Origin of the sequence: Burkholderia sp. AU15512, assembly GCF_002223325.1 — a bacterium.
Taxonomy (GTDB): domain Bacteria; phylum Pseudomonadota; class Gammaproteobacteria; order Burkholderiales; family Burkholderiaceae; genus Burkholderia.
The window spans coordinates 1,132,520-1,158,251 of sequence record NZ_NKEX01000008.1; the positions used below are offsets into that span (position 1 = coordinate 1,132,520).

The window sequence follows — 25,732 nt, forward strand, 5'->3', positions numbered from 1 at the left end:
CGCTCGACGCTGACTCGAAAGTCATCTCACGGGCAACGCGACACGCGACGCCCGACCAATCACCCCACCGCCCGCATGTGATCGAGCAGCGCCTGCAACGGATGGCGCACCTGCTTCGACGACATCCGCTTCACCTGGCTGCGGCACGAATAGCCGGTCGCCAGCGCCTCGCCTTCGTCCTCCGGCCCATCCACGTGTGACGCCCACGACTGCGCGTAGATCGTCTTCGACGTCGCGAGATTGCGCGCCTCGTGCCCGTAGGTACCCGACATCCCGCAGCACCCGGTCGCCTGGACCTTCAAGTGCAGCCCGCGCCGCGCGAATACCTGGGCCCATTGCTTGCCGCTGTCGGGCGCATTGGTCTTCTCGGTGCAGTGCGGCAGCAACCGGTACGACGTGGGCACGCCGCCGACACCGGCACCAGCTTCCGGCAGCGCCTGCAGCAACCACTCCTGCGGCAGCGCAACCTTCGGCACATCGGTGAGCCCCGTCACCTTCAGGTACTCCTGCCGATACGTGAGCGTCATCGCCGGGTCGAGGCCGACCAGCGCGACACCCGAGCGTGCCAGTGCGGCCAGCTGCGTTGCATTGCGGATCGCCGCCTGCTCGAACGCGCGCAGGAAGCCCTGCACGTGCAGCGCCTTGCCGTTCGGTGCAAGCGGCGCGAGCCACACCTGAAAACCCGTACGCGCCGCCAGTTCGATCAGCGTCGCCAGTTGCTCGGTATCGAAATAGCGCGTGAACGTGTCCTGCACGATGACGACGCTGCGTGCGCGCTGCGCGTCGCTCAGCGCGGCGAGCGCCTGCGGATCGGCCGGCTTCACGTGCCATTGACGGATCACGGCCGCGAGATCGAAGCGGCTCAGCAGCGGGCTGTCGACCATGCCGACGTGCCGCTCCAGCAGCGTGCGCACCCATCCCGTCCGCATCAGCCCGTTGTACAGCGCGGGCACCCGCGCCATCCACGGCATCGTGAATTCGAGCGAGCCGATCAGGTAGTCGCGCAGCGGCCGCAGGTAACGCTGGTGATACAGCTCGAGGAAACGCGAGCGAAACTCCGGCACGTTCACCTTCACCGGGCACTGCCCCGCGCACGACTTGCACGCGAGGCACCCGGCCATCGCGTCGTACACCTCGTGCGAGAAATCGGCCTCGCCGTTGCGCGCCGCGCGGCTGTTGCGCCAGCGCGTGGCAAGGCCGCCCAGGAACGGCTGCCGCGCGCGCGCCGCCGCGACGACGTCGACGCCGGCCTGCCCTTGCAGGCGCAACCATTCGCGCATCAGCGACGCACGCCCCTTCGGCGATTGCACGCGTTCGCGCGTCGCCTTCCACGACGGGCACATCGCATCGTCCGGATCGAAGTTGTAGCACGCGCCGTTGCCGTTGCAGTGCATCGCGGTGCCGTAGCTCTGCCATACACGCTCGTCGATCTGCCGGTCGTGGTCGCCGCGCGTCGGCACTTCGTCGATCTTGAGCAGCCGCATCGTGTTCTCCGGCGGCGTCGCGATCTTGCCCGGATTGAACTGGTTGTGCGGATCAAACGCGGCCTTCAGTTGCTGCAGCGACGGATACAGCTCGCCGAAAAACGCCGGCGCATATTCGGAGCGCACGCCCTTGCCGTGCTCGCCCCACAACAGGCCGCCGTGGCGCTGCGTGAGTTCGGCCACCGCATCCGACACGGGCCGCACCAGCGCCGCCTGCTTCGGGTCCTTCATGTCGAGCGCCGGTCGCACATGCAGCACGCCCGCATCGACGTGCCCGAACATCCCGTATTGCAGCCCGTGGCCGTCGAGCAGCGCGCGGAATTCGGCGATGTACGCGGCAAGGTTCTCGGGCGGCACCGCGGTGTCCTCGACGAACGGCTGCGGGCGCGCCTCGCCCTGCACGTTGCCGAGCAGGCCGACCGCGCGCTTGCGCATCGCATACACGCGCTTCACCGCGTCGTCGCCGGCCGCGAGCGTGTGGCCCAGGCGTTCCACGCTCGTATCGGTGCGCAGATGGTCGACGAATGCGCGCACACGCGCGTCGACGTCGTCCGCATCGTCGCCGCTGAATTCGATCAGGTTGATGCCGAGCGTCGGCCGAGCGTCGTCCTGCGGGAAATACTCGGCCACGCTGCTCCACACGAAATCCTTCATCGCCAGCATCAGCACATTCGAGTCGACCGTCTCGATCGACAGCGGCTGGTGCGCGAGCAGCGCGCGCGCGTCACGCAGCGCGTCCATGAAGCCCGCGTAGCGCACGTTGACCAGCACCGAAACCTTCGGGATCGGCAGCACGTTGAGCTTCGCCTCGACGACGAAGCCGAGCGAGCCTTCCGCGCCGCACAGCACGCTGTTCAGGTTGAAGCGGCCGTCGGGTTCGCGCAGGTGCGCGAGGTCGTAGCCGGTCAGGCAGCGGTTGAGCTTCGGAAACTTCGCTTCGATCAGCGCCGCCTTGTCGTCGCTGATGCGCCGCGCGGTGCGGTAGACCTTGCCGATGCGGTCCTCGCGCGCGCAGCGGCGCTCGAGCTCGTCGTCCGCGAGTGCTTCGCTGTGCAGCTGCTCGCCGCCCATCAGCACGAAATCGAGCTCGAGCACGTGGTCGCGCGTCTTGCCGTACGTGCAGCTGCCCTGCCCGCTCGCGTCGGTGTTGATCATCCCGCCGACGGTCGCGCGGTTCGACGTCGACAGTTCCGGCGCGAAGAACAGCCCGTGCGGCTTCAGCGCCGCATTGAGCTGATCCTTGACGACGCCCGCCTGCACGCGCACCCAGCGCTGCTCGACGTCGATTTCGAGGATCCGGTTCATGTTGCGCGACAGGTCGACCACCACGCCGTCGGTCAGCGACTGCCCGTTGGTGCCCGTGCCGCCGCCGCGCGCGGCCACCGCGACGTCGCGATGCGCGGGCTCGGCGAGCAGCCGCGCCAGCAGCCGGACGTCGTCCGCATGCGCGGGGCAGATCACCGCTTGCGGCAGGCGCTGGTAGATCGAGTTGTCGGTGGCCTGCACCGTCCGGTTCGCATGGTCCGCGCGGATTTCCCCGGCGAATCCGGCGGCCTGCAGCGCGGCGAGAAAATCACAGTACGCATGCGCGGGCGGGCTGGCGGGACGGGGCAACGAAGCGATCGACATGGGTAAAGGCGGCAGTGTGGGTGGAACCGACCGGCTCGCGTGGCTGAAACATGATTTTTTAGCAAGTTTCCACACGGCCGGGAATTCCAGTATCTTTGGATATTGCACGATAAACAAACGAATTCTGCCCCGGCGAATATTGCATAAAACTCATGAATTACCGTCGCCTCACCCCGTCGATGTCGCTGCTGCTGGTGTTCGAGGCCGCCGCGCGGCATGAAAGCTACACGCGCGCGGCCGAGGAGCTGTCGCTGAGCCAGAGCGCGATCAGCCGCCAGGTTCAGACGCTGGAGGATCAGCTCGGCGTGCCGCTGTTCCGGCGCGAGGGCCGCTCGGTCAAGCTGACCGAGGTCGGGCGCCGCTACTTCAGCGAGCTGAGCGGCGCGCTGGGGCGCATCCGCGGCGCGACGCTGCAGGCGATGTCGCACCAGGCGGGCGCCGGCACGCTGCGGCTCGCGACGCTGCCCACGTTCGGCTCGAAATGGCTGCTGCCGCACCTGCACGATTTCTACGCCGCGCATCCGGGCGTGACCGTGCACCTCCATTCGCGGATCGGCGGCATCGATTTCCTCAACGACGACCTCGATGCGGCGATCACCGTCGGCGCGGGCGACTGGCCGGGCCTGCACGCGCACCGGCTGTACAACGAGTTCCTGATCGCGATCGCGCCGCCGGACACCGGCAGCGGAAGCCGCCGCAAGGCCGACGCACGCACGCCGGCGTGGGCCGCGAAGCAGACGCTGCTCGGCGTGACGAGCAACCAGCAGGCGTGGGCGGAGTGGTTCTCGCACTATCGGCTCGACCATCGGCAGATGCGCATCGGCCCGAGCTTCGAGCTCACGTCGCACCTGATCCAGGCGGTGCGGGCCGGGATGGGGATCGGGCTCGTGCCGAAAGTGCTGGTGGAAGACGAGCTGAGCCGCCACGAGCTCGTGTCGATCGGCGACGCGATCACCAGCCAGCGCAGCTACTACCTCGTCTACCCGCCGGGGAACGAGACGCTGCCGTCGCTCGTCGCGTTCCGCGAATGGCTGCTGAAGTCGTGCTGAAACGCGGCCGTCGTCGGGCCGCTCAGGTGCGCCATTCGCCGAGAATCTGCTCGGCCAGGTAGTCGCACGGCGGGCGCGCGGACTGCGCGCTGCGCGCGAGCACGACCTCCATTTCGCCAAGCGGCGGCAGCCCGTGGCTTTCCGACAGCTGCACGAGATGATCGGGAACGCAGCAGCGCGCCAGCGGCGCGACCGCGAGCCCGGCCTCCACCATGCTGAGCAGGCCGAGGTGGCTCGGGCTCTCGTACGACATCCGGTACGGGATCTTCCGCCGGTTCAGCGCCTTGACGGCATGATCGCGCGCTGCGCTGCCGCCGTGCGTGAAAAAAGCCACCGGCAGCGGCCGTTCTTCCCACACATTGCGCTTCGGCGACCCGGCCCAGACGAGCGGTTCGAGCCGGATCAGCTCGCCGGTCACGCCCTTGATCCGCGTGAGGCACGCGAGGTCGACCGTGTTGTCCTTCAGCATCGGCACGAGCGCGCTGCTCGGCTGGCCGATCACGCGTATTTCCACGCGCGGATGCATCGCGGCGAACTTGCCGAGCACCTGCGGCAGCAGCGATGAAATGTAGTCGTCGGGCACACCGATCGTCACGCGGCCGCGGACCTCCGGGCGCACGACCGACGCCCAGGCCTCGTCGCGCATCGCCAGCATCCGGCGGCCGTATTCGGCGAGCATCGCGCCGTCGTCGGTCGGCGTCACGTTGCGCGTGTCGCGGATGAACAGCGGCTTGCCGAGCGCATCTTCCAGCGCCTTGATCTGCATGCTCACCGCCGACGGCGACCGGTGCACGGCCTGCGCGCCCTGCGCGAACGATCCGGATTCCGCGACGGCCACCACCATCGCGAGCACATCGAGGTCGAGCTTTTTCATCATCTTCAGAAAAACTGATTAATCGATTCAGTTTATCCCGTTTTACTGTTCTCCTCCACGGTCGGACAATGCATCTCGTCAGCCCTCACTCGTTGCAGGAATCTTCAGACATGCATACGTCCGGATCGCTCTACGGATTTCTCGTCATCGGCGGCATGCTCGCGGTCACGCCCGGGCCGAACATGGTCTACGTGATGTCGCGCTCGATCGCGCAGGGACGCACCGCGGGGCTCATCTCGCTCGGCGGCGTGATGATCGGCTACCTGTTCTACATGTTCGGTGCGGCGTTCGGGATCACGACGCTGTTCATGAGCGTGCCCTACGCGGGCAGCGGGCTGGCCGTGGTCGGGGCGGCATACCTGTTGTATCTCGCGTGGCAGGCTGTGAGGCCCGGCGGCCGCTCGCCGTTCGAGGTGCGGGCGTTGCCGAGCGAGCGCCCGCTTCGGCTCCTCGCGATGGGCGCGACGACCAGCGTGCTGAACCCGAAGCTCGCGATGCTGTTCATTTCACTGCTGCCGCAGTTCATCGACTACGGGAACGGCAGCGTGCTCGGGCAATCGCTGTTTCTCGGTTCGCTGCTGATTACCGCGTTCGCTTGCGCGAACGGGCTGGTGGCGATCTGTTCGAGCCGCATCGCGACGTTCCTGCACGGGCGCCCGACGCTGCTGCTCGCGCAGCGCTGGGCGATGGGGCTCATTCTTGGCGGGCTCGGCGTGCAGATGGTGGTCGATGCGTCGAAGATGGCGGGCATGGCATAGTGCGCCAATCACGCCATCGAGCGTGACGTTGTCGAGCACGTCGTCCCGTGTCAGTCCCTCGGTCCGGCCGTCCAAGACGGCGGCCGTTGCGGCCACGCGCATGAATTGACGCCGCGAGGGCGCCGGCGGACGGATATCGATTGGCACGCATGCTCCTGTTTTCGCGGTTTTTCATCTCAGTACTACTGATTTGTAGCCACCGGAACCAGGACAGCCGCGCGCCGGTTTTACGCGAGATAGCCGGAAACGCCGTCCCAGAGCAGTTTCAACGCGGTCACCGCGAGCAATCCGTAGCAACTCCGGTAAATCAGGCGCTGGTCCAGCCTGCCGTGAAGCCGCCAGCCGCACACCACGCCGGCCGGAATGGCAAACAGGCACACCGCCATCAACGCCCAGACATTCGCGGTCGGCTGCACGATCAGCAGCCACGGCACCGCCTTGATCGCATTGCCCACGGTGAAGAACAGGCTCGTCGTTCCCGCGTACATCTCCTTGCTGAGGCCGAGCGGCAGCAGATACATCGCGAGCGGCGGACCGCCCGAGTGCGCGACCATCGTCGTGACGCCCGATGCAAGGCCGGCCGAGACGGCCTTCGGCGACGAACGCGGACGAACCGTCGGTTTCGCGCCGCCCCTCACCCACAGCCCGACGAAGACCAGCGTGACCACCGCCATCAACAACTCGATGGCGCGATGGTCGAGGAAGCGGAAAGCCAGGTAACCGAACCCGATACCGATCACCAGCCCCGGCAGGAGCAACGCGAGGTCGGGCTTCGACCACGTCGACGGCTTCCAGTACCGCAGCGCGAACAGGTCCATCGCGATGAACAACGGGGCGAGCAAGCCGCCGGCCGTCACCGGGTCCATCACGAGTGACAGCAGCGGAATGCCGATGATCGCGAATCCGCCACCGAACGCGCCGCGCATGAACGCGATCACGAACACACCGGCAAACGCGATCAGGATCGTGGCCAGCGTCAATTGCAGGCCCATCGCAGCTGACGTCGCCATCACGACCTCCCTACCGGTTCGATTCGCGGCGTGACGGACAGCCACGGAGCGGGTCGCACCGGCTGCATCGCCGCACGGTGGATCCAGGTTGAACGCGTTGCACGCATGCTGCTTCTCCAATGGGATGCCGGGGAGACGCGGTACACCAACGCACCGTTGGCCGCACGGGCCGCACAAGCATGTCAGCCCCGGTACAATCGACTTGATGAAAGCAGAATGCACCGCCGTTCAACTCAGTGCAATTAAAACATTGACCTCGGTGCAATAATCATTGTTATCGGTGCAATCCATGTCGAATTCCGAGTATCTGCAATTGGCGGACGCGATCGCCGCCCAGATTGCCGACGGCACGCTCAGGCCGGGCGACCGCCTGCCTCCGCAGCGTCATTTCGCTGACCTGCATGCCATCGCCGCATCGACGGCGGGACGGGTTTATGCGGAACTGCTGCGCCGCGGCCTGGTGGTCGGTGAAGTCGGCCGGGGCACTTTCGTGTCGGGCGAGACGCGACGCGGGGCTGCTGCGCCGGGCGAGCCGCGCGGCGTTCGGATCGATCTCGAGTTCAACTACCCGACCGTCCCGGCCCAGACCGCGTTGATCACCAGAAGCCTGCGCGGATTGCACCGACCTGCTGAGCTCGACGCCGCGTTACGCGAAGCGACGAGTACCGGGACCCCGGCCATCCGAGGCGTTGCCGCCGCGTATCTGGCGCAGCATGAATGGGCCCCGTCGCCCGACCAGCTGGTGTTTACCGGCAACGGGCGGCAAAGCATCGCCGCAGCCGTTGCCGCGGTCGTGCCGACCGGCGGGCGCTGTGGCGTGGAAGCACTGACCTACCCGTTCATCAAGGGCATCGCGGCCAAGCTGGGGATCTCGCTGGTGCCGCTGGCGATGGACGAAGACGGCGTTCGGCCCGACGCCGTGCAAAAGGCTCACCGCGAGGCCAGGCTGTCGGCGATCTACGTTCAGCCAGCCATCCAGAATCCGCTGGGCACGACGATGAGCGCCGCTCGCCGCGCCGACCTGCTGCGTGTCGTCGACAAGCTCGACATACCGGTCATCGAAGACAACGTTTACGGCTTTCTCGGCGACGAGCCGCCGCTGGCCGCACTCGCTCCGAATGCCTGCATCGTGATCGACAGCCTGTCCAAGCGGGTCACGCCAGGCCTGACCCTCGGCTTCATCGTGCCGCCGCCGCGGCTGCGCGAAAGCGTGATGGCGTCGGTACGCTCGGGGGGATGGACCGCTTCCGGGTTCGCGTTTGCAGCCGCGCAGCGATTGATGCGCGACGGCACCGTGGCCGAACTCGCGAGATTGAAACGCATCGACGCCAGCGCGCGTCAGGCGCTGGCGATCGAGCGCCTCGCGGGTTTCGATGTCCGGACCAACGGCAAGTGCTATCACCTGTGGCTGACGTTGCCGGCGCACTGGCGTTCGCAAGCCCTCGTCGCAGCCGCGGCCCGGCGCGACATCGGGCTGACGCCGTCGACCACCTTCGCCGTGTCGTCCGGCCATGCGCCGAACGCAGTCCGGCTCGCGCTGGCCGCGCCGAGCATGGATCAGCTCGATGCCGGCCTGCGCACGCTGACCGCGATGCTGAACGGCCGGGAGGACGATTTCGACGCGACCGAGTAAGCAGCGCGCGGATGCGTCGGTATGCACCGCCCCCCTGATTCGGTATCCGGATCAATATCAAGCCGTCACCGCCGACCACCCGCCAGCGGCGTCACTTAGTCACTTAGTCACTTAGTCACTTCGTCACTTCGTCACTTCGTCACTTCGTCACTTCGTCAGCAGCTCGGCCTCCAGCTCGCGCAGCCGTTCCGGAAACCGGACGCGCAGCACCAGGAACCACCCGAGTCCGATCGCCAGCAGTACGACGAACACATAAGGCAGCCACGCATAGACGCCCGCCGGCACCGGATACACGCTGCCGGCCAGCGGAATCGCGAGCAGCACGACCGCCACGACGCTGATCACCACATGCCGCGCACGCAGCCGGCGCTGCCGGCGCAGATAAAGCGGCGCGCCGATCGCCACCAGCACGTACGCAAGCAGCCAGCCGTACGTCGCGATCGAACTGAGATAACCATACGAATCGAGCAGCGCGGTGCCGCGCGCGGTGAACACCAGCGCGGTCACCAGCGCCAGCACCGCGATCAGCGCCACCGCGACGTGCGGCGTCGCATTCCGCTCGTGCGCCTGGCCCGTCGACGCATGCAGCACGCCCTGCCGCCCGAACGCATAGACGATCCGCGCCGCCGCATTGATCGACGAGAAGAACGCCGCGAAGAAACTCAGCGCCACGCCCGCATCGATCAGCACGCCGACCCAGCCGGCCCCGAGCCGATGCGCGAGCACCGCGAGCGGGCCGTCGACCTGATCGAGCGGCGGCATCTGCCCGTGGAACGCGCTCACCATCCCGTACGCGCCGATCACGAACAGGATCGCCGGCCCGACGACGCTGATCAGCACCGCACGTGGAATCGCGCGGAACGGGTCGCGCGCCTCCGCGCCGAGCACGGTCGCACTCTCGAACCCGGTGAAGCTGAAGAACGCGAGCACCATCCCGAGCTGCAACTGCGTCGGCTTCACGCCTTCCAGCGTCAGTTGCGCGCGATCGACCGGATGCCCGCCGAACGCGATCGTCCCGATCACGACGACGGCGATCAGCAGCAGTGTCGCGAGTTCGACGAACAGCGTGAAGCGCGTGGACAGCCGGATGTCGCGAAACGCGATGTACCACGCGGCGAACGCGGTGACGACCGTGAGCCCGAGCACCGCGCCGAGCGGCGTCGCGCTGCCGAGCAGCCCGGTCTCGCGGCCCAGCACCAGAAACGTGTTGATCGTCCCCTGCAGGATGCCCGCGGCGGCCACCGCATAGGCGATCAGCAGCGACCACCCGCAGATCGCGCCCCAGACCGGCCCGATGCCGGCCGACACGTACGCATACAGCGCGCCCGGCGACGCCGAATCGCGCGCGAACACCGAGATGCTCCACGACGCGAACAACAGCGCGACGATCGCGAACAGGTAGGCCAGCCACGTGCCGTTGCCGGCCGTCGCGAAGACGGCGGGGATCAGCACGCCGATCCCGCCCGATACGCCGACGAGGCCGATCGACTGCGCGATCAGCTCGGGCAGGCTCAGATAGTTGCGCCGAAGGCCGCCTGCCTGCGGCACGGTATGGTGCGCAGGCAATGCCTGCGCGGTGCTTGCTGGATGACTCATCGATTTATCTCGTCAGGAATGAAGCAAGGCCGCGTAGGCCGCCTATACAGTGGTGCTGGCTGCCAATGAGGACAATGCGGCCACCGGGTTTCCTCGCCCATGTTTCGTCGCGGGAAATACGCCGGCACGATCCGGCTAATTCCAGGAATGGCGCGCGGGCTTCACGCCGTTGAGGTAGTAGTTGCCGATCGCGTGATACTTCCAGCGCACCGGGTCGTGCAGCGTATGCACGCGCGCGTTGCGCCAGTGGCGGTCGAAGTTGTATTTCGCGAGCGTCGACTTGCTGCCGCCGAGCTCGAACAGCTTGCTCGCCGCGAGCAGCGACACCTCGGTCGTCGCGATCTTCGCCTCGCCCACCGCGATCGCGGCCTGCGCCACCGTTTCCTCGCTCGGCTCGCGTTTCGCCGCATCGACGAAGCGTCCAGAACGCGCGAGCAGCGCTTCGGCCGCGTGCACGCGGTACGCGATGTCGCCGATCTGCGCGACCGTCAGCGGATCCTCGCTCGCGCGTTCGACGCCGCTGTCGATCCACGGGCGCGCATGCTGCTGCACGAACGCGATCGTGTCCTGCAGCGCGGCGCGCGCAATGCCGAGGTCGATCGCGGCGGTCGTGATCTGCGCGAATGGGCCCGCGAAGGTCGGGCGGTCGTACGAACGCTGCGTGTGGAAGATTTCGAACGGGCTCACGCGCACGTTCTCGACGATCACCGTGCCGCTCGCGGTCGTGCGCTGCCCGAAGCCGCTCCAGTCGTCCACGACCGTCAACCCGGGCGCGCCCTGCCGCACGAACGCGAGCACGGCCTGGTCCGACTCGTCGAGCGCGAGCACCGGAATCCAGTGCGCGAACAGCGTGCCGGTCGAATAGAACTTGCGGCCGTTCAGCACGAACGCGTCGCCGTCGCGGCGCACACGCGTCTGGATGTCGAGCACGTTCTTGCCGCCCGCTTCCGAGAACGCGTTCCCATAGCGCGTGCCCTTCAGCACGAGATCGAAGAAGAAGCGCTTCTGCGCGTCGCTGCCTTCGAGGCGGATATCCTCGATCAGGCAATAGTGGTTCTGCGGGATCTGGCCGAGCGACGGGTCGGCCTGCGAAACGATCGCGATCACTTCCGCGAGCGTCACGTTCGACACCTCCGCGCCGCCGTATTCGCGCGGCACGGTGATGCCCCACAGGCCGCTCGACGAGAACAGCTCGATCTCGTCGAACGGCAGCTTCCGCTCGCGGTCGCGCGACGCGGCGTGCTCGGCCAGTCGTGCCGCGACCTGGTGCGCGACGTCGAGTGCCTCGGCATCCGAGCCGATGACGGGAACGGGAGCGTGTGGGGTGCCCGCTTGCGGTTGCACGTTTGCTTCGATGATTTCCGTGGACATGTGATTTCCGGCAAAACTCATGAACCGGCCGGCGGTGCCGTAAAGCCTCCGCCAGCCTCCTATTTCGATATCCGAAACGTAAAACCTGGATGACCCGCTAGAGCGGCCGACGTCATCCGGTCGGTCGGCCTGCGCGCGGCATGCGTGAAGGCGCGCCGCACACCAGCCTCCGCGTCACGCGGCAACCGCCTGCCGCTGCGCCTCGAGTTCGCGCACGAGCGGCAGCACGCGTTGGCCGAAGTACTCGACTTCCTCGATGAAATTCAGGAACCCCGCGAGCACGAGGTCGACACCGATCGCCTTCAGCGCGACGATGCGCTCGGCGATCTGCTGCGGCGTGCCGATCAGGTTCGTGCGGAAGCCGTCGTTGTACTGCACGAGATCCTCGAACGTCGACTTCGCCCAGTTGCCCTCGCCTTCGGGCGAGGCCTTGCCGGCCTGCTTCACCGCATCGCCGAACGCGTGCACGGCCTCGACGTGCGCGTGCCGGATGATGTCGTCGAGCACGGCCTTCGCCTCTTCCTCGGTATCGCGCGCGATCACGAACGCGTTGACGCCGATCCGCACGCGATGGTTGTTCGCCGCCGCCTTCGCGCGGATGTCGTCGATCTGCGCCTTCAGGTTCTCCGGCGTATTGCCGTTCGTGAAGTACCAGTCCGACACGCTCGCCGCGTTGTCGCGCGCCGCCCGCGAGCTGCCGCCCTGGAAGATCTCCGGATGCGGCTTCTGCACCGGCTTCGGGCTCAGCGTGTAGTCGTTGAAGCGGTAGAAATCGCCCTTGAACGTGAAGTTGTCCTGCGTCCAGATGCCCTTCAGCGCCTGGATGAATTCCTTCGAGCGCCGATAGCGTTCGTCGTGCTCGAGCCACGGCTCGCCGATCGCGGTGAATTCGCCCTTGAACCAGCCGCTCACGACGTTGATCGCGATGCGCCCGTTCGAGATGTGGTCGATCGTCGCGAGCTGCTTCGCGACCACGGCCGGATGCCACGGCCCCGGCAGGATCGCGGCGAGCACCTTGAGCTTCGTCGTCGCATGCAGCAGCGCCTGGCTGAACGACACCGACTCGTGCTGGTATTCGGCGCCGTAGCCGGCCGTGAAGCGGATCTGGCTCAGCGCGTAGTCGAAGCCGGCCGCCTCGGCCGTGCGCGCGAGCTGCTGGTTGTATTCGAGGCTCCAGTCGGTGCGCTGCTCGATCGTGCTGACGACGAGGCCGCCGCTGACGTTCGGCACCCAGTAGGCGAACTTGACGCCGTCGGCGGAAAAGTCGGGATGGCTCATGAGTGTGTCCTGGTCGGAAAAGAAAACGCAGGCGGCCTACGCGGCCGCGACGGAAAGCGCATGCGGGCGCAGTTGCGGCACCGCGCGATCGACGGCGAGCGCGATACGCGCGCGCAGCGCCGGGTTCGTGATCTGGTACTGGTCGAAATCGCTTTCGGACGCATACACGCCGATCGGCAGCGTGCGGGCCTGGAAGAAGCTGAACAGCGGGCGGAGCTGATGATCGATCACGAGCGCATGACGCTCGCTGCCGCCGGTGGCCGCGAGCAGCACGGGCACGTCGATCAGCGCTTCGTGATGCACGAGGTCGAACAGGTGCTTGAAGAGGCCCGTGTACGACGCGCGATACACGGGGCTCGCGACGACGAGCGCATCGGCCGTCTCGATCGCGCGGATCTGCGCGTCGAGGTCGGCCGGCACCTGCGCGCGCGTCAGCGCGCCGGCCAGCCGGCCACCGATCTCGCCGAGTTCGATCAGCCGTGTTTCGATCGGTAGCGCGGCGCCGAGCGCCGCGACGATCGCATCGGTCAGCGCCAGCGTGCGCGACGGCCGTTGCAGGCCGCCCGATATCGCGACCACGTTGATTGCATTGCTCATCGGTTGCATTCCCATTGTCGAGTCGGGTGCCGACGCACCCGTCACGTCATGGGTCAGCAAGGAGCGTGCCATTTCAACGATCGAGACGGAAACCGATCGTCTGCATGACGAAATGCATCGCGATCGACCGCCAGTCGCGGCGCCGCCGTTGTTCGCGCACGTCGATAAGCGTGCCAGCGATGGCGTCACAACCATATTCCACAGTGCGATGAACTCGAGGAAACAACGCTGCTGATCCGCTGCTGCGTGATCAGCAGTGCGATGTGCGGCAGGCAGGTATTTCCGCTTCGACACGGATTCCGGCAGGCGCACGACGTCCATCGGCACGCGTTGGCGCCCGCTTTTCCCGTTCACGCGCCGGCGCGACGCCTCCCACCGTTGCAGTAGCGCCGGCATGGCTGCCGCATCGTCGCGTTGCGTGCCGCCGATCGCCGTGCCGCGCGACCGTGCCGTGCGCGACTGCGTCCAGCGCAGCAATCCCGCATTGGTTATCAGAAATCGATGTTTCCCGCGTTGCGCGAAACGTTGAACACTCTGCTGATCACGCAGCACCCGGCCAGCAACGCCCGCCGCGGCCTGACCGATTTCGTGCAGCCACCCGACACATTCATCGCCATGACACCCATTTCCGTATCGCCGCGCGCGGAAGGCCTGCGCGTCGTCGCGCCGCCCCGCGACGAACCCGCTCCCCCTGACGCGCTGCAAATCGCCGAGCGCCTGGCGGCCGGCTTTGCACGCACCGCGGCCGAGCGCGACCTGCAGGGCGGCACGCCGAAGGCCGAGCGCGATCAGTTGCGCGACAGCGGCCTGCTCGCGCTGAGCATCCCCGCCGCCTACGGCGGCCTCGGCGCGAGCTGGCGCACGACGCTCGACGTCGTCCGCGTGCTCGCGGCCGCCGACAGTTCGCTCGCGCACGTGTTCGGTTTCCACCACCTGATGCTCGCGACCGTGCGGTTGTTCGGCGCGCCCGCGCAGTGGGAATCGTGGTTCGAACGCACCGCGCGCCAGCGGTGGTTCTGGGGCAATGCGCTGAATCCGCTCGACGCGCGCACGATCAGCCGCTCGCGCGGCGCATGGCATGAATTCAGCGGCCAGAAGAGTTTTTGCTCGGGGGCGCTCGATTCGCAGATGCTGATCGCGTCCGCGCACGATGCGCAGACGCGCGCATTCCTGATCGCGGCAGTGCCGACACAGCGCAGCGGCATCTCGATCGCCGACGACTGGAACAACATCGGCCAGCGCCAGACCGACAGCGGCACGGTCACGTTCGAGAAGGTGCGCGTCGAGGATCACGAACTGCTGACGGATCCCGGCCCGCTGTCGACGCCGTTCGCGTGCCTGCGCCCGCTCGTCGCGCAGCTCGTGCTGACGAACGTGTATCTCGGCATCGCCGAAGCCGCGTTCAACGACGCGCGGCACTACACGCTGCACGAGGCGCGGCCGTGGCCCGGCGCGCAGGTCGCGAGCACCGGCGACGATCCGTACATCCTCGGCCAGTACGGCGAATTCTGGGTCGGGCTCGAAGCCGCGCGCGTGCTCGCCGACCGCGCGGCGGACCGGCTCGACGCCGCATGGTCGCGCGATGCGGCGCTCACCCAGGCGGAGCGCGGCCAGGTCGCGCTCGCCACGGCCGCCGCGAAGGTGTCGGCCGCGCGCACCGGGCTCGATCTCTGTACGCGGATGTTCGACGTCGCCGGCGCACGCGCGACGCACGGCGCGCTGCGGCTCGACCGGCACTGGCGCAACCTGCGCACCCACACGCTCCACGACCCGCTCGCATACAAGATTCGCGAGATCGGCGAATGGGCGCTCAAGCGAACCTATCCGACGCCGGGCTTCTACTCGTGAATCACACCCCTTCCGATGCGTGGCCCGACGCCGCGCCCGTCCTCACGCTGCCCGACCGCCCCGCGCTCGCGACATCCATTCGTGCCCGCGCGCAGGTGTTCGTCGATCCGCGCTCGGTCGCGCTGCTCGACCGGATTCGCCTGGTCGCGCCGAGCGACGCGAACGTGCTGATCGTCGGCGAGACCGGCACCGGCAAGGAACTGATCGCGCGCCACGTGCATGGCCTCAGCCGCCGCAGCAGCGGGCCGTTCATCGCGGTGAACTGCGGCGCCTTCTCCGAGACGCTCGTCGAGAGCGAACTGTTCGGTCACGAGAAAGGCGCGTTTACCGGCGCGTTCAGCGCGAAGCCCGGCTGGTTCGAGGCCGCGAACGGCGGCACGCTGTTTCTCGACGAGATCGGCGACCTGCCGCTGTCGATGCAGGTCAAGCTGCTGCGCGTGCTGCAGGAGCGCGAAGTCGTGCGGCTCGGTTCGCGCACCGGCGTGCCGATCGACGTGCGCGTGGTTGCCGCGACCAACGTGGATCTGCAGCAGGCCGTCGCGAACGGGCAGTTTCGCGGCGACCTGTTCTACCGGCTCAACGTCGTGCAGCTCGCGGTGCCGACGCTGCGCGAACGCCCGGGCGACATCCTGCCGCTCGCGCGCCACTTCTTCGACGACTACCGCAGCCGCCTCGGCTACGGGCCGCGCAGCATCGACCCGCGCGCCGAGCGCCGGCTCGAGGCACACAGCTGGCCGGGCAACATCCGCGAACTCGAGAACGTGATCCATCACGCGTTGCTCGTGAGTCGGAACGACTCGCTGCAGGAGGCCGATCTGCATATCGCGTTGCCGGGTGTGCCGACGGCCGCCTCGAGTACGTCAGCGCCGGAACCCGACCCGGGCGCCGGCGCGCAGGCCGCACTCGAACGCGCGCTGCGCGAGCTGTTCGACGAGGATCACGGCAACCTGTTCGAACGCATCGAGGACACCGTGATGCGCGTCGCGTTCGAATTCAGCCACCGCAACCAGATTCAGGCCGCACGGCTGCTCGGCATCAGCCGCAACGTGCTGCGGGCGCGGCTGATTCGCGCGAAGGAAATTGCGGCGGTGAAGTAGCCGCGTATGGGGGCGCACCGCTGCCTCGCTCCGGCGTGATCGCGCAGCGTTCTGTGCATCAACGTTCAAACCTGATGTATCGCGGCCCGAGCCGGAGCTTGAGCAGGCGATCGTACCGTAGCGGTAAACGATCAACTCAACGTCTTTGTCGTCCACAGGTGTCCACCTCCCCAATCGGTGGACACCCATGCTCGTTGGTCAGCGCGCCGTGACATCGACGTCGAGAATGGCCCCTCACGGCCGCTCAACCTCAATTGCTATAGATCAGACCGCGAGCGGCGCCATTGACGTAAATCCGGCCATACGTGTTCCAGTCGCCGGCCATCACGCCGGAGCCGCCGAATTGGTGCGCGTCATCGTTGAAGCGCGCCCACGTTGCCCCCCCATCATCGGAATGGTAAATGCCCCAGACGCCGTTCAATGTGCCTTCCACATAGACCGCGGCCGAGTACGACGAACCGGCCGGTGCCCTGCCCAACGCGATCACGGTGGCGCCCGGTGTGTCACTGGTCGACGCAAAGACGCCGAGCTTCGTCCAGGTTGCCCCCGAGTCCACCGAGTGGTACACGGCTGTGCCGTCGGCCAGCCAGAGATCACCCTCCGCGTTCGGATTGACCACCATCGACGTATCCCCCCATGCATTCCAGGCCAGGTTCGCGTTCACCGAGCCCTGGCTCAGCGCGAACGTGTGGCCGCCGTCGTTCGAGACGTAGATCTTGCCGCGCTGCCAGCTCCACGGTGCGCCGCCGGAGTCGTACGCATAGACCTTGTTCGGGTTCTTGCGGTCCGCGGCCAGGCGGTAGGCACGCGGGAAGCCGTTCCATGTGGCACCGAACGCCGGCAGGTTGGTCGCCGTCCAGCTGGCGCCATTGTTTGTCGTGTACGACGGCACCGAGTCCGGCGGTGCCCACGTCACGTTGTTACGAGACGGGACGACCAGGTTGCCCACGTTGCTCTGGCTTGCCGCGGCGCCGTTGGGCAGCGACGCGAACGTCGACCAGCTATTGCCGCTGTCGCCGGACCAGAAGCCCTTGGTCGCATGGCCGTTGGCGTTGTCGACGCCTGCGGCGGCGATGTACGTCGGATCGGACCACGACATGTCGGCCGAATTGCCGCTGCTCCACGTGTTCAGGGGGCCTTTCGTCGGCCTCGTCGCGAGGTCCGTATTGACCCACGTGCCGATGTCGCCGGCGCTGTTGATGAAGTTGTACGACGCGCCGGGCGGCGCCGTGACGAGCGCCAGCGTCACGGTTTCCTCGAGGTTGTCGACCTTGGGGCGCCAGGTTGGCGTGGGTGACGAGGCGTTCATGGTTTCGCAGATGCCGCCGCCGTGCACGTGCATGACGTGATCGCGATTGGCCGGGTCGATGGCGACGCTCTCGACCCAGCCGGCGCAGCCACCCGAGGCAGTGCCGGTATGCGGCATGCCGGCCTCGATCTCGCGCCACGTGCTGCCGCCGTCGTCGGATAACTGGATGGTCTTGCTGGTGTCGCTCCAGCCGGTCAGGCCCAGTGCGATGCGCGCGGACGCGCCCAGACCGGAGACGGACAGGCCGCCAAAGCCGTTGCTGCTGGAGCGGTTGAGCAGCGTCCAGTTGCTGTCGTTGCTTCCGCCGAACTTGTAGAGATAGCTCGGTCCGCCGATGCCCTGGCCGACGCCCGCGTTGAACACCACGTAGAAGTTGCCGTCGGACGTGCGCACGACGTGCAGGATGTAGTAGCCGGACACCGTCGGCGGGACAGGCACCGGCGTCCACGAGAAGCCGCCGTTGGTGGACTTGTACAGGGTCGACGTCAGGCCCGCCGCGTTGGCGTAATCCGGGGCGACGGTGGCCCACATGATCCAGGTCGGCTGGCCGCTACCCTTGCCCGACGTATCGAAGATCACCTGTTCGACGCCGATCGGGGAACTGCCACCGCTGATCGTGGTGGAGGACAGACCCGTGACCTGCGTCCAGGTCCGGCCCGAATCGGCACTCTTCCACAGGCCGGCCGTGCGCGATCCGTAGAACAGCGTCGACGGATTGTTCGGGTCGACCTGCAGGCGCTCGCCCGTGGCGCGGCCGTTGTCGTTGCCGCCCACCGGGAACGGCAGGTCGTAGTGCGTCCAGGTGTTGCCGCGGTTGCTCGAGATGTAGATGCGGCCGTTGTGACCCTGCGTCACGGTAATGCCGGTCACCATGTAGACGAGCTGATCGTTGTTCGGGTCGAGCGCGAGGCTTTCGACGCCGTGGAAATCGCCCTCGCCCGAGCCGAAACCGATGCCGTCGGTGATGGGCGTCCACGTCGAGTTGGTCGCGTTCCAGCGGTACGCGCCGCCGACGTCGGTACGTGCGTACAGCAGGCTCGCGTTGACGGGATGGTAGATCAGGCCGGTCACATAGCCGCCGCCACCCCACTTGACGCTGGTCCAGCTGGCCGCCGGCAGGTTGCTGCCGCTGCCATTTCCGCCGATCTGGCTACGATTGGCGGCTGCATTGGCGCCCGCACGGGGCACGCCTGTCGCGCTATCGGATCCGTCGCCACAGCCCCATAACGCACACGCGATCGCCGCAACGGCAATCCATCGTTGAGAAAACACGGTCATCAGAAGTCCTTATAGAAAGAGGTCCATCGCAAGGCCCGCCGTCGGGCCCTGCGTGATCAACTCGTCATGAGCGACGCAATCTGCGCAGCGTTGAGCGCACCGCGATAGAGGCGGAAATCGTCGATCAGGCCGTGGAACGTGGCGTCGGCACTGTATTGCGATTTGCCCAGCCAGTTCTGCGTGGTACTGCCCAAGCGGAACGGCGCCTGGAACATCGCCGTGTTGGTGCTGACGGGCGTGCCGTCCACGTAGATCGTGCCGGTCGACCCCGAAAGCGTGACGGCCACATGCACCCACCGCTTGCTCGGCAGCTCGGTGGGGGCGTCGATGATCTGTTCCGGCGGGCCGTCACCGGGGCCGTTGGCCGTCAAGGCGAAGCGCATGCCGGCCCAGCCGTTGCGCAACTGCGCGCGCGGCGTGAACATCATGTAGCGGTGGAAGCCCGTGCCGAAGTCGAACAGGCGTGCCCACGTTTGCGCGCCGTTCCAGAACACCCAGGAAGCGATGGTGAAGTCCGACACATCGACCAGCAGATCGTCGGGCAACGCGACATACGCGCCCGAGCCGTTGAGCGAGACCGCGTGACCGTTGTGCCCCGCCGCCCACGTTGCGCCGTTGAGCGTGCCATTGCGCCAGTTGCCCGAGCTATCGGCGGCCGTGATGCCGCTGCCTTCATCAAACGTGAGGTGTGCGAGCAGTTGCTGCGCCGTGATCACTTTCACTTCGTTGGAGGGCGCCGATTCGCCCGCAATCGTTTGCGCTGTCACGACGTAAAAATACGTGCCGGCAGCGGCTGGCAGATCCGTATAGGTCAGCAGATCGGTGATCCCGCTCTGAATGGTTTTGTACGGCCCGCCGGCAAGGGTGGCGCGCTTCACGTTGTAGCTGACGGCGTTGCTGCTGCCCCACCACGACAGCACCGCCTTGCCCGCGCTGGCGTAGCCGGTCAGGCCGGTCGGCGTTGCTGCAGGGGTGCCGGGGTCGAGCGTGCAAGTGAGCGTGCCGTAGCCAAGCTGATCGAAGCCGCCACTGTTGGGGCCATAGTTGCCGCCGCCGCCTTCCGGTGCCACAAGCTCGGCAGCGCGCTTGGTGTAAGGCGCCGCCAGACCTTTGCGGTTGATGTAATGGTTGGCTACCAACGCCCAGCAGGGCCGCCCGAGGGCGTCGCCTTGCCCGCCGGTGGAGAACTGCGTCTGGGTGACGCCGGCACTGTTCTGGTACGTGACGAAAGGCACCGTGTAGAACGCGCCGCCGGCCTGCTTCAGGTTGGCCTTGGCCACGTATTCCGCGCCCGCCAGAAAGCGATTGTTGTCATAGCCGTACAGGTCGATGCCCTGATTCCACGCCATCTCGCAAATGGCGCCCGTCAATGCAATGCCGAGCGTGCTGTGGCCCTGGTCCCGGCCGGCTTCCTGCCATTGCCCGAGGTTGCCGGGGTGCAGGTAGTACACGGCTTGCCGGATGCAGCCGTTGCTGCCGCCGGTCTTGAAATGGGTGACGGCCTCGTTGACGAGCGCGGCATCGTCGCACAGCACGCCGATGGCCAGGATGCACGCGATGTTGGCCAGGCCCCAGTTGGCCCAGTAGTGCGTGTCCATCGCGGTGTCGATACGGGTCAGGAAAGCGTGACTGACCGGGTAGAAGACATTGCGCATCATGGCCTGAAACGCGGCAAGCCCGGCCGGACTCCAGCCGCTGTAGCCGCGCATGATTTCGGCTGCGTTGGCGAACTCGTAGCCGTAGATGCCGGCGGCAAGCGCCACGTCGCTGCCGCCAAGCGTCGTCAGCTTCGCGGCCCACTGGTCCAGATACTCGACGGCCTTGTCGGCGTAGTGTGTGTCGTCCGACACCTTCCAGCGCAGCGCGTCGCCATAGGCGGCGGCGATGTCGTTGTAGAGCGCGCCGTAGTTCTGACCATGCGTGGGATCATTGCCGCGATAGATGCCGACCTGTGGGTTCGGCTTGTTCGTGAGGCGCGTGTGACCGTTGGCGACGAGCACGTTCCAGCTGTCGATCCACGGGGACGCGTGGGCGCCGACTTTAGCGCGCATGCGTTCGAAATCCGCGTCGGTATGCAGCAAGCCGGGATGCGTGAAGGCGCGGGTCTGGGCAGTGCCTGCCGACGTCGCGCCTGCGCCAATACCGTCCGAAGCTGGAACAACTCCGGACGCCTGACCGATGCCGTTTGCCGATGGTCGCTCACCGCCTGTCGCCGCGTCGCTTCCGTCGCCGCCGCATCCGGCCAGAAGCGCTGCACCAAGCCCCATCACGAAATGGCGTCGTGCAATATTCTCGATGTCGCCGAGTGGGACGATTTCCTCGGATGGCATCGTCGATGCTCCGTTGTCTCGCATGTTGGGATCCCCAGTTTTTTAGCTATGGTCGAAGCAAAAATATGTACGAACCGTTCCGTATTCATCAGGAACGCGTAGCATTCTATCCAGTGCGATAGGGAGGTAATCAAGCGAAAAAAAACATATTCACTCATGACACGCATTTGTCACATCGGTGATGGAAGAACCGAGGGACCCGCGAAGCGGCTGGGCGCCGCCATGGAACGGAACAAAGTCGAGCCTGGGCATGATCCGTTGTCCGTAGCGCGCTCACTGCGGAGCACGCCCCCTCGAATCCGACGCCCCACCTGCCGATAGAAGTGCGGCGTTGACGGCTGCGGCCGCCCGTGCACGCGCCGGATCAATCGTCCGACAGATGTCGGCCAACCGGATAGGGGACAAGGTCGGTCGTCTGGTCGGATTGCAGAAATCGGCAGCGCTGCGTGCCCGCACGGGCCACGTTACCGGGAATCCCGACAACGGCGAAACCACGGCGGCCTCCCAACGCTCTCCGCGCCCCCGCTCGGGTCAGTCGATGCGTCACCGGTTCGCTGCACGCGGCTGTCACGGAAGCGAGGTTGATATAGCGAGTCATGTGCCGTAGATCGCCGCGGCCGAACTGGCATCTCTTGCCTCGCCAGGAATGCGCCGCCCTCCGTGCATCAACGTCCGAACCTGATGTATCGTGGCGCGAAGCGTGCGCGTCGCTTCGCCCGTGCGGAAGGTCATCCATTCCATCACCGCCTGCCCCCGGCGACAGCGCCCGCACGATCCTGCGCAACACGAAAGGCCGTCCGGCGCCCGTGCGGGCCCGGCCAGGCCTCGTTCACCCGTCCGGAACCCGTCGCCATGAAAAAGCTTGTCAACCGCCCGTCCGATGTCGTGCGAGAAATGCTGGAAGGCATCGCACGGCAGTCGCCGCATGTCGCGATCCTCGGCGACGAGCACGTGCTCGTCCGCCAGCCGCTGCCCGAGCCCGCGCAGCGCCCCGTCGCCGTCCTCTCCGGCGGCGGCAGCGGCCACGAGCCCGCACACGGCGGCTATGTCGGCGAAGGGATGCTGAGCGCGGCCGTCTGCGGCGAAGTGTTCACGTCGCCGTCCACCGACGCCGTGCTCGCCGCGATCCGCGCGAGCGCCGGCCCGAACGGCGCGTTGCTGATCGTGAAGAACTACACCGGCGACCGGCTCAATTTCGGGCTTGCCGCCGAACTCGCGCGCGCCGAAGGCATTCCGGTCGAGACGGTCATCGTCGCCGACGACGTATCGCTGCGCGGCCGCGTCGAGCGCGGCCAGCGGCGCGGGATCGCCGGCACCGTGCTGATCCACAAGCTCGCCGGCGCGGCCGCCGCGCGCGGGCTGCCGCTCGCCCGCGTCGCGGCGATCGCGCGCGACGCGGCGGCCGAACTCGGCACGATGGGCGTCGCGCTCGACGGCTGCACGATCCCGGGCGCCGACAAGTCGGGCTTCAGCCTCGGCGATCACGAAATCGAACTCGGCCTCGGCATCCATGGCGAGAAAGGCGTCGAACGCCGCGCGCCGCTGCCGGCCGATGCGCTGGTCGACACGCTGCTGTCGAGCATCGTCGCCGATCTCGTGCTCGACCGCGGCGAACGCGTCGCGCTGTTCGTCAACGGTCTCGGCGCGACGCCGGACATGGAACTCGCGATCGTGCTGCGCGCCGCGCACGACAACCTGCACCGGCGCGGCATCGTCGTCGCACGCGCGTGGGCCGGCACGTTCCTGTCGGCGCTGAACATGCCCGGCTGCTCGATCTCGGTGCTGCGGCTGAACGACGAACGCGCGGTGCTGCTCGACGCGCCGACGCAGGCGCGCGCATGGCCGGGCGGCGGCGCGGTGAATACGCAGATCCGCGTGGCCTCGGCCGCCGTGCAGGAAGCGCCGTTGCCGCCGCTCGATGCGGCCGGCCGCGCGTGGGCCGCGCGCCTGCAACCGGCGCTGCACGCGGTCGCGCAGACGCTGATCGATCACGAGCAGACGCTGACCGACCTCGACGCGGCGGCCGGCGACGGCGATCTCGGCGCGAGCATGCTGCGCGCCGCGCAGGCGATCCTCGCGCTGCCGGAAGCCGCGTACGGCACGCCGGCCGGCGCACTCTCGGCGCTCGGCGCCGCGTTGCGCCGCGCGATCGCCGGCAGCTCCGGCCCGTTCTATGCGACGGCGCTGCTGCGCGCGTCGCGCCGGCTGGCCGATGTCGCCGAGCCGTCGGCGCGCGACTGGGCCGCGGCGTTCCGCGGCGCGGTGGATTCGATCAGCGAACTGGGCGGCGCGCACGCCGGCGACCGCACGATGCTCGATGCGCTGGTACCGGCCGTCGCGGCATTCGAGCGGGCGCTCGACAACGATCGCGATCCCGCGGGTGCGTGGGCCGCGGCGGTCGAAGCCGCCGAGCACGGCGCGCAGGAAACCGCACGCATGACGCCGCGCGCCGGGCGCGCAAGCTATCTCGGCGAACGCGCGATCGGCACGCCGGACGGCGGCGCGGTGGCGGTGTCGTATTGGCTGCGTGCGTTGCAGGCGCACATCGGGTGATCGTGGGAGGCGCGACAGCAGCGTCGCGCCTTCAATGCATCGGCACGCAAGACACGATGTCGCGTCACGTGCCGATGCCGCGGATCGTCGCGATGCCGGGCATCGTCACCTCGGTCGACCTCCGCATCGAGCGTCCGCAATCCATCAGCGCGTCTTCGTCCGCCCGGGCAACCATGCCGCGCCGACCGCCGCTGCAGCGAAACTCGCGAGCCAGCACCAGTAGCCGATCGCGTCGAGATGCACGGGTTCGACGTTCCCTGCTTCGTCGACGGCAATCTGGTGCTGCGACAGGAAGCTCATCCCGAACAGCAGCGCCAGACCGGCCAGCACGACCGCCTGCGCGCGATGGCGCTTCACGGTCAGCAGCCAGGCGGCAAACACGAGCGGATTCGCGAGCCATGCATAGATGCCGGCGAGCACGCCCATCCAGCCCGTCAACAGCACCTGCCAGCCGTCGGCCCATGGATGCGGGGCCGGTGCGCCGGTGCGGAACGGCGCGGTGAACATGGCGACAAGATAAAGCGCGACGCTGATCGCGAGCAGCACGGTTGCGGCGCGACCCATCGACGGGCGAACGGGCGCGGTGGCGGGAGTCGAAGGTTTCATCGGCGGGACGGGCGTCCGGCGTCGCGGCGCGCCGCCGGACACACCCGATGCACGTCGCTCAGACGCCTTCGACCAGCACGGCGCGATAGCGCGCGCCCTTGAAGCGGTGCTGGGCGACGGCCTGGTATTCCGGGCCGTGATACCACGCGTGCGCGGCTTCCTTCGACGGGAACTCGACGATCACGACGCCTTCCGGGCCTTCGCCCTCGAGCGTTTCCTGCGGCCCGTAGGCCGCGAGCACCTTCACCGGATGCCCGGCGAGCGTCGCGCCGACCTTGCTCTGGTAGAGGTCGAATTCCTGCTGGTCCTGCATGCTTTCCCGTGTAAACACGATGTAGGTTGCCAAGATACGTGCTCCTGATGCGATGCGTGGAAGGGGGCCGGATGCGCGCGGTGCCGTTCGGAACACCGCACTGGCCGCACAAGCCGCAGCCGCACCCATGGCGGCGCGGGCAGTGTGCAGATTACAGGGGTTCTGCCAAACGCGCCGACCCTGCCCGCTCACGCTTTCGCATCGAACCGGTACAGCGCCGCCGGCGTATCGACCAGCACCTGCCGGCGCCCGGCCTCGTCCGGCAGCAACGTCTCCATGTACCGGTACGCGAGCGCATCGTCGACCGCGCCCTCGTACCCGACATGCGGCCAGTCGCTGCCCCACAGCAGCCGTTCGGCACCGAACGCTTCGCGCACCGCACGCATCGCGGTCAGGCCGGACGCCTGCCAGCGATCGGCACGGTCGTTCCGGTACGCGCCCGACACCTTGACCCACACGCGCCGGCTCGCCGCCGTCGTCAGCAGATAGCGGAAGCCCGGATCGTCGATCCCGAGCCGCGGGTCGGGCCGCCCGAAATGGTCGAGCGAGACATCGACGCCCGCGTCGAGCAGCGGCGGCATCAGCACCGGCAGGCGCGCGGCTTCCGCATGCAGCTCGACCTGCCAGCCGTACCGGCGCAGAAGCGGCAGCAACGCGCGCCACGCCGCGCCCGCGAAATCCGGATCGCGTTCGCCGATCAGGTTCAGCCGGATGCCGCGCACGCCGAGCGGCGTCCATGCGGCGACCTGCTCGGCATCGCGCGCGGGGTCGATCACGACGATGCCGCGCAAGCGCGCGGGCTGCGCGCGCAGCGCGGCGAGCAGATAGCGGTTGTCGGTGCCGAGAAAGCTCGGCTGGATCAGCACGCCGTTCGACATGTCGTGCCGGTCGAGCATCGCGAGGTACTGGTCGAGCGACGCGTCGTACGCGATCGTGTAGCGATGGCCCGGCACGAGCGGCAGCGATTTCAGGAATATGTGCGCGTGGGTGTCGACGCCGGTGATCGTGCGCGTGCCGGTGATCGCACCGGCGCATCCGCCGAGCACCTCGGCCATCGCGAGTCCGACGAGTGCGCGATTGAACGAGCGCCTCGAAATCATGGGGGTCTCCTGTCTTGTT

At 67.5% G+C, this 25,732-nt stretch carries 18 protein-coding genes; 6 read left to right on the forward strand and 12 right to left on the reverse strand.

Annotated features, from left to right (window positions below):
- Positions 1-59: 59 nt before the first annotated feature.
- Positions 60-3,113 (reverse strand): D-2-hydroxyglutarate dehydrogenase YdiJ, encoded by a 3,054-nt coding sequence (ydiJ, locus tag CFB43_RS37060; RefSeq protein WP_089498980.1) that lies wholly within the window; start codon positions 3,111-3,113, stop codon positions 60-62.
- A gap of 152 nt (positions 3,114-3,265) precedes the next feature.
- On the opposite strand from ydiJ, the gene CFB43_RS37065 reads away from it, so the two are divergent.
- A complete protein-coding gene (locus tag CFB43_RS37065) occupies positions 3,266-4,162 on the forward strand; it encodes a LysR substrate-binding domain-containing protein (RefSeq protein WP_089498981.1) in 897 nt (298 codons plus the stop codon).
- Positions 4,163-4,184: 22 nt separating this feature from the next.
- On the opposite strand, the gene CFB43_RS37070 is transcribed toward CFB43_RS37065, so the two are convergent.
- Positions 4,185-5,036 carry a LysR substrate-binding domain-containing protein gene (locus CFB43_RS37070; RefSeq protein ID WP_089499088.1) on the reverse strand — a complete coding sequence of 284 codons (852 nt, stop codon included), beginning with the start codon at positions 5,034-5,036 and terminating at the stop codon, positions 4,185-4,187.
- Between the two features lie 110 nt (positions 5,037-5,146).
- Between CFB43_RS37070 and CFB43_RS37075 the strand changes: the two genes are divergently transcribed.
- Entirely contained in the window at positions 5,147-5,794 is a 648-nt protein-coding gene (locus CFB43_RS37075; RefSeq protein WP_089498982.1) for a LysE family translocator, read from the forward strand.
- 227 nt (positions 5,795-6,021) lie between these two features.
- Here the strand turns inward: CFB43_RS37075 and CFB43_RS37080 are convergent, their stop codons facing one another.
- On the reverse strand, positions 6,022-6,924 hold the full coding sequence (locus CFB43_RS37080) for a sulfite exporter TauE/SafE family protein (RefSeq protein WP_256990211.1): 903 nt from the start codon (positions 6,922-6,924) through the stop codon (positions 6,022-6,024).
- 169 nt (positions 6,925-7,093) lie between these two features.
- Here CFB43_RS37080 and CFB43_RS37085 point away from each other — a divergent pair, with 169 nt between their 5' ends.
- Entirely contained in the window at positions 7,094-8,437 is a 1,344-nt protein-coding gene (locus CFB43_RS37085) for an aminotransferase-like domain-containing protein (RefSeq protein ID WP_089498984.1), read from the forward strand.
- Positions 8,438-8,584: 147 nt separating this feature from the next.
- On the opposite strand, the gene CFB43_RS37090 is transcribed toward CFB43_RS37085, so the two are convergent.
- The 4 genes from CFB43_RS37090 to msuE form a co-directional block, all read right to left on the reverse strand.
- Entirely contained in the window at positions 8,585-10,033 is a 1,449-nt protein-coding gene (locus CFB43_RS37090; protein WP_089498985.1) for an APC family permease, read from the reverse strand.
- 135 nt (positions 10,034-10,168) lie between these two features.
- The gene (locus tag CFB43_RS37095) at positions 10,169-11,404 is read right to left on the reverse strand and encodes an SfnB family sulfur acquisition oxidoreductase (RefSeq protein WP_089498986.1); all 1,236 of its coding nucleotides are present in this window, start codon (positions 11,402-11,404) and stop codon (positions 10,169-10,171) included.
- Positions 11,405-11,578: 174 nt separating this feature from the next.
- A complete protein-coding gene (sfnG, locus tag CFB43_RS37100) occupies positions 11,579-12,682 on the reverse strand; it encodes a dimethylsulfone monooxygenase SfnG (RefSeq protein WP_089498987.1) in 1,104 nt (367 codons plus the stop codon).
- 36 nt (positions 12,683-12,718) lie between these two features.
- Positions 12,719-13,279, reverse strand: coding sequence for an FMN reductase (msuE, locus tag CFB43_RS37105; protein WP_069250299.1), 561 nt, complete (start codon positions 13,277-13,279; stop codon positions 12,719-12,721).
- A 615-nt stretch (positions 13,280-13,894) separates the two neighbouring features.
- Between msuE and CFB43_RS37110 the strand changes: the two genes are divergently transcribed.
- Together CFB43_RS37110 and CFB43_RS37115 are read left to right on the forward strand one after the other, a co-directional pair.
- Positions 13,895-15,127, forward strand: coding sequence for an acyl-CoA dehydrogenase family protein (locus CFB43_RS37110; RefSeq protein WP_373452581.1), 1,233 nt, complete (start codon positions 13,895-13,897; stop codon positions 15,125-15,127).
- Positions 15,124-16,224, forward strand: coding sequence for a sigma-54 interaction domain-containing protein (locus tag CFB43_RS37115; protein ID WP_089498988.1), 1,101 nt, complete (start codon positions 15,124-15,126; stop codon positions 16,222-16,224). Before CFB43_RS37110 ends, CFB43_RS37115 begins: the two co-directional genes overlap by 4 nt.
- A gap of 250 nt (positions 16,225-16,474) precedes the next feature.
- Here the strand turns inward: CFB43_RS37115 and CFB43_RS37120 are convergent, their stop codons facing one another.
- Both CFB43_RS37120 and CFB43_RS37125 read right to left on the reverse strand, forming a co-directional pair.
- Positions 16,475-18,721, reverse strand: coding sequence for a WD40/YVTN/BNR-like repeat-containing protein (locus tag CFB43_RS37120; protein WP_256990213.1), 2,247 nt, complete (start codon positions 18,719-18,721; stop codon positions 16,475-16,477).
- A gap of 146 nt (positions 18,722-18,867) precedes the next feature.
- Entirely contained in the window at positions 18,868-21,141 is a 2,274-nt protein-coding gene (locus tag CFB43_RS37125) for a LamG-like jellyroll fold domain-containing protein (protein ID WP_089498990.1), read from the reverse strand.
- 852 nt (positions 21,142-21,993) lie between these two features.
- Here CFB43_RS37125 and CFB43_RS37130 point away from each other — a divergent pair.
- The gene (locus CFB43_RS37130; protein WP_089498991.1) at positions 21,994-23,694 is read left to right on the forward strand and encodes a dihydroxyacetone kinase family protein; all 1,701 of its coding nucleotides are present in this window, start codon (positions 21,994-21,996) and stop codon (positions 23,692-23,694) included.
- 144 nt (positions 23,695-23,838) lie between these two features.
- Here the strand turns inward: CFB43_RS37130 and CFB43_RS37135 are convergent, their stop codons facing one another.
- From CFB43_RS37135 to CFB43_RS37145, 3 genes are all read right to left on the reverse strand, one after another.
- Positions 23,839-24,300 (reverse strand): hypothetical protein, encoded by a 462-nt coding sequence (locus CFB43_RS37135; RefSeq protein ID WP_144023189.1) that lies wholly within the window; start codon positions 24,298-24,300, stop codon positions 23,839-23,841.
- Between the two features lie 58 nt (positions 24,301-24,358).
- Positions 24,359-24,646, reverse strand: a complete 288-nt coding sequence (locus CFB43_RS37140; RefSeq protein ID WP_039369252.1) for a DUF1330 domain-containing protein — start codon at positions 24,644-24,646, stop codon at positions 24,359-24,361.
- A gap of 155 nt (positions 24,647-24,801) precedes the next feature.
- On the reverse strand, positions 24,802-25,713 hold the full coding sequence (locus CFB43_RS37145; protein WP_089498993.1) for an amidohydrolase family protein: 912 nt from the start codon (positions 25,711-25,713) through the stop codon (positions 24,802-24,804).
- Between the last annotated feature and the right edge of the window lie 19 nt (positions 25,714-25,732).

What these genes read in the sequence shown, in the direction of transcription:
- msuE (WP_069250299.1), bottom strand. Translation starts at nt 13,279, where the DNA reads ATGAGCAATGCAATCAACGTGGTCGCGATATCGGGCGGCCTGCAACGG.
- CFB43_RS37065 (WP_089498981.1), top strand. Translation starts at nt 3,266, where the DNA reads ATGAATTACCGTCGCCTCACCCCGTCGATGTCGCTGCTGCTGGTGTTC.
- CFB43_RS37110 (WP_373452581.1), top strand. Translation starts at nt 13,895, where the DNA reads ATGACACCCATTTCCGTATCGCCGCGCGCGGAAGGCCTGCGCGTCGTC.
- CFB43_RS37125 (WP_089498990.1), bottom strand. Translation starts at nt 21,141, where the DNA reads ATGCCATCCGAGGAAATCGTCCCACTCGGCGACATCGAGAATATTGCA.
- CFB43_RS37070 (WP_089499088.1), bottom strand. Translation starts at nt 5,036, where the DNA reads ATGAAAAAGCTCGACCTCGATGTGCTCGCGATGGTGGTGGCCGTCGCG.
- CFB43_RS37090 (WP_089498985.1), bottom strand. Translation starts at nt 10,033, where the DNA reads ATGAGTCATCCAGCAAGCACCGCGCAGGCATTGCCTGCGCACCATACC.
- CFB43_RS37085 (WP_089498984.1), top strand. Translation starts at nt 7,094, where the DNA reads ATGTCGAATTCCGAGTATCTGCAATTGGCGGACGCGATCGCCGCCCAG.
- CFB43_RS37145 (WP_089498993.1), bottom strand. Translation starts at nt 25,713, where the DNA reads ATGATTTCGAGGCGCTCGTTCAATCGCGCACTCGTCGGACTCGCGATG.
- CFB43_RS37075 (WP_089498982.1), top strand. Translation starts at nt 5,147, where the DNA reads ATGCATACGTCCGGATCGCTCTACGGATTTCTCGTCATCGGCGGCATG.
- CFB43_RS37135 (WP_144023189.1), bottom strand. Translation starts at nt 24,300, where the DNA reads ATGAAACCTTCGACTCCCGCCACCGCGCCCGTTCGCCCGTCGATGGGT.
- sfnG (WP_089498987.1), bottom strand. Translation starts at nt 12,682, where the DNA reads ATGAGCCATCCCGACTTTTCCGCCGACGGCGTCAAGTTCGCCTACTGG.
- CFB43_RS37095 (WP_089498986.1), bottom strand. Translation starts at nt 11,404, where the DNA reads ATGTCCACGGAAATCATCGAAGCAAACGTGCAACCGCAAGCGGGCACC.
- ydiJ (WP_089498980.1), bottom strand. Translation starts at nt 3,113, where the DNA reads ATGTCGATCGCTTCGTTGCCCCGTCCCGCCAGCCCGCCCGCGCATGCG.
- CFB43_RS37130 (WP_089498991.1), top strand. Translation starts at nt 21,994, where the DNA reads ATGAAAAAGCTTGTCAACCGCCCGTCCGATGTCGTGCGAGAAATGCTG.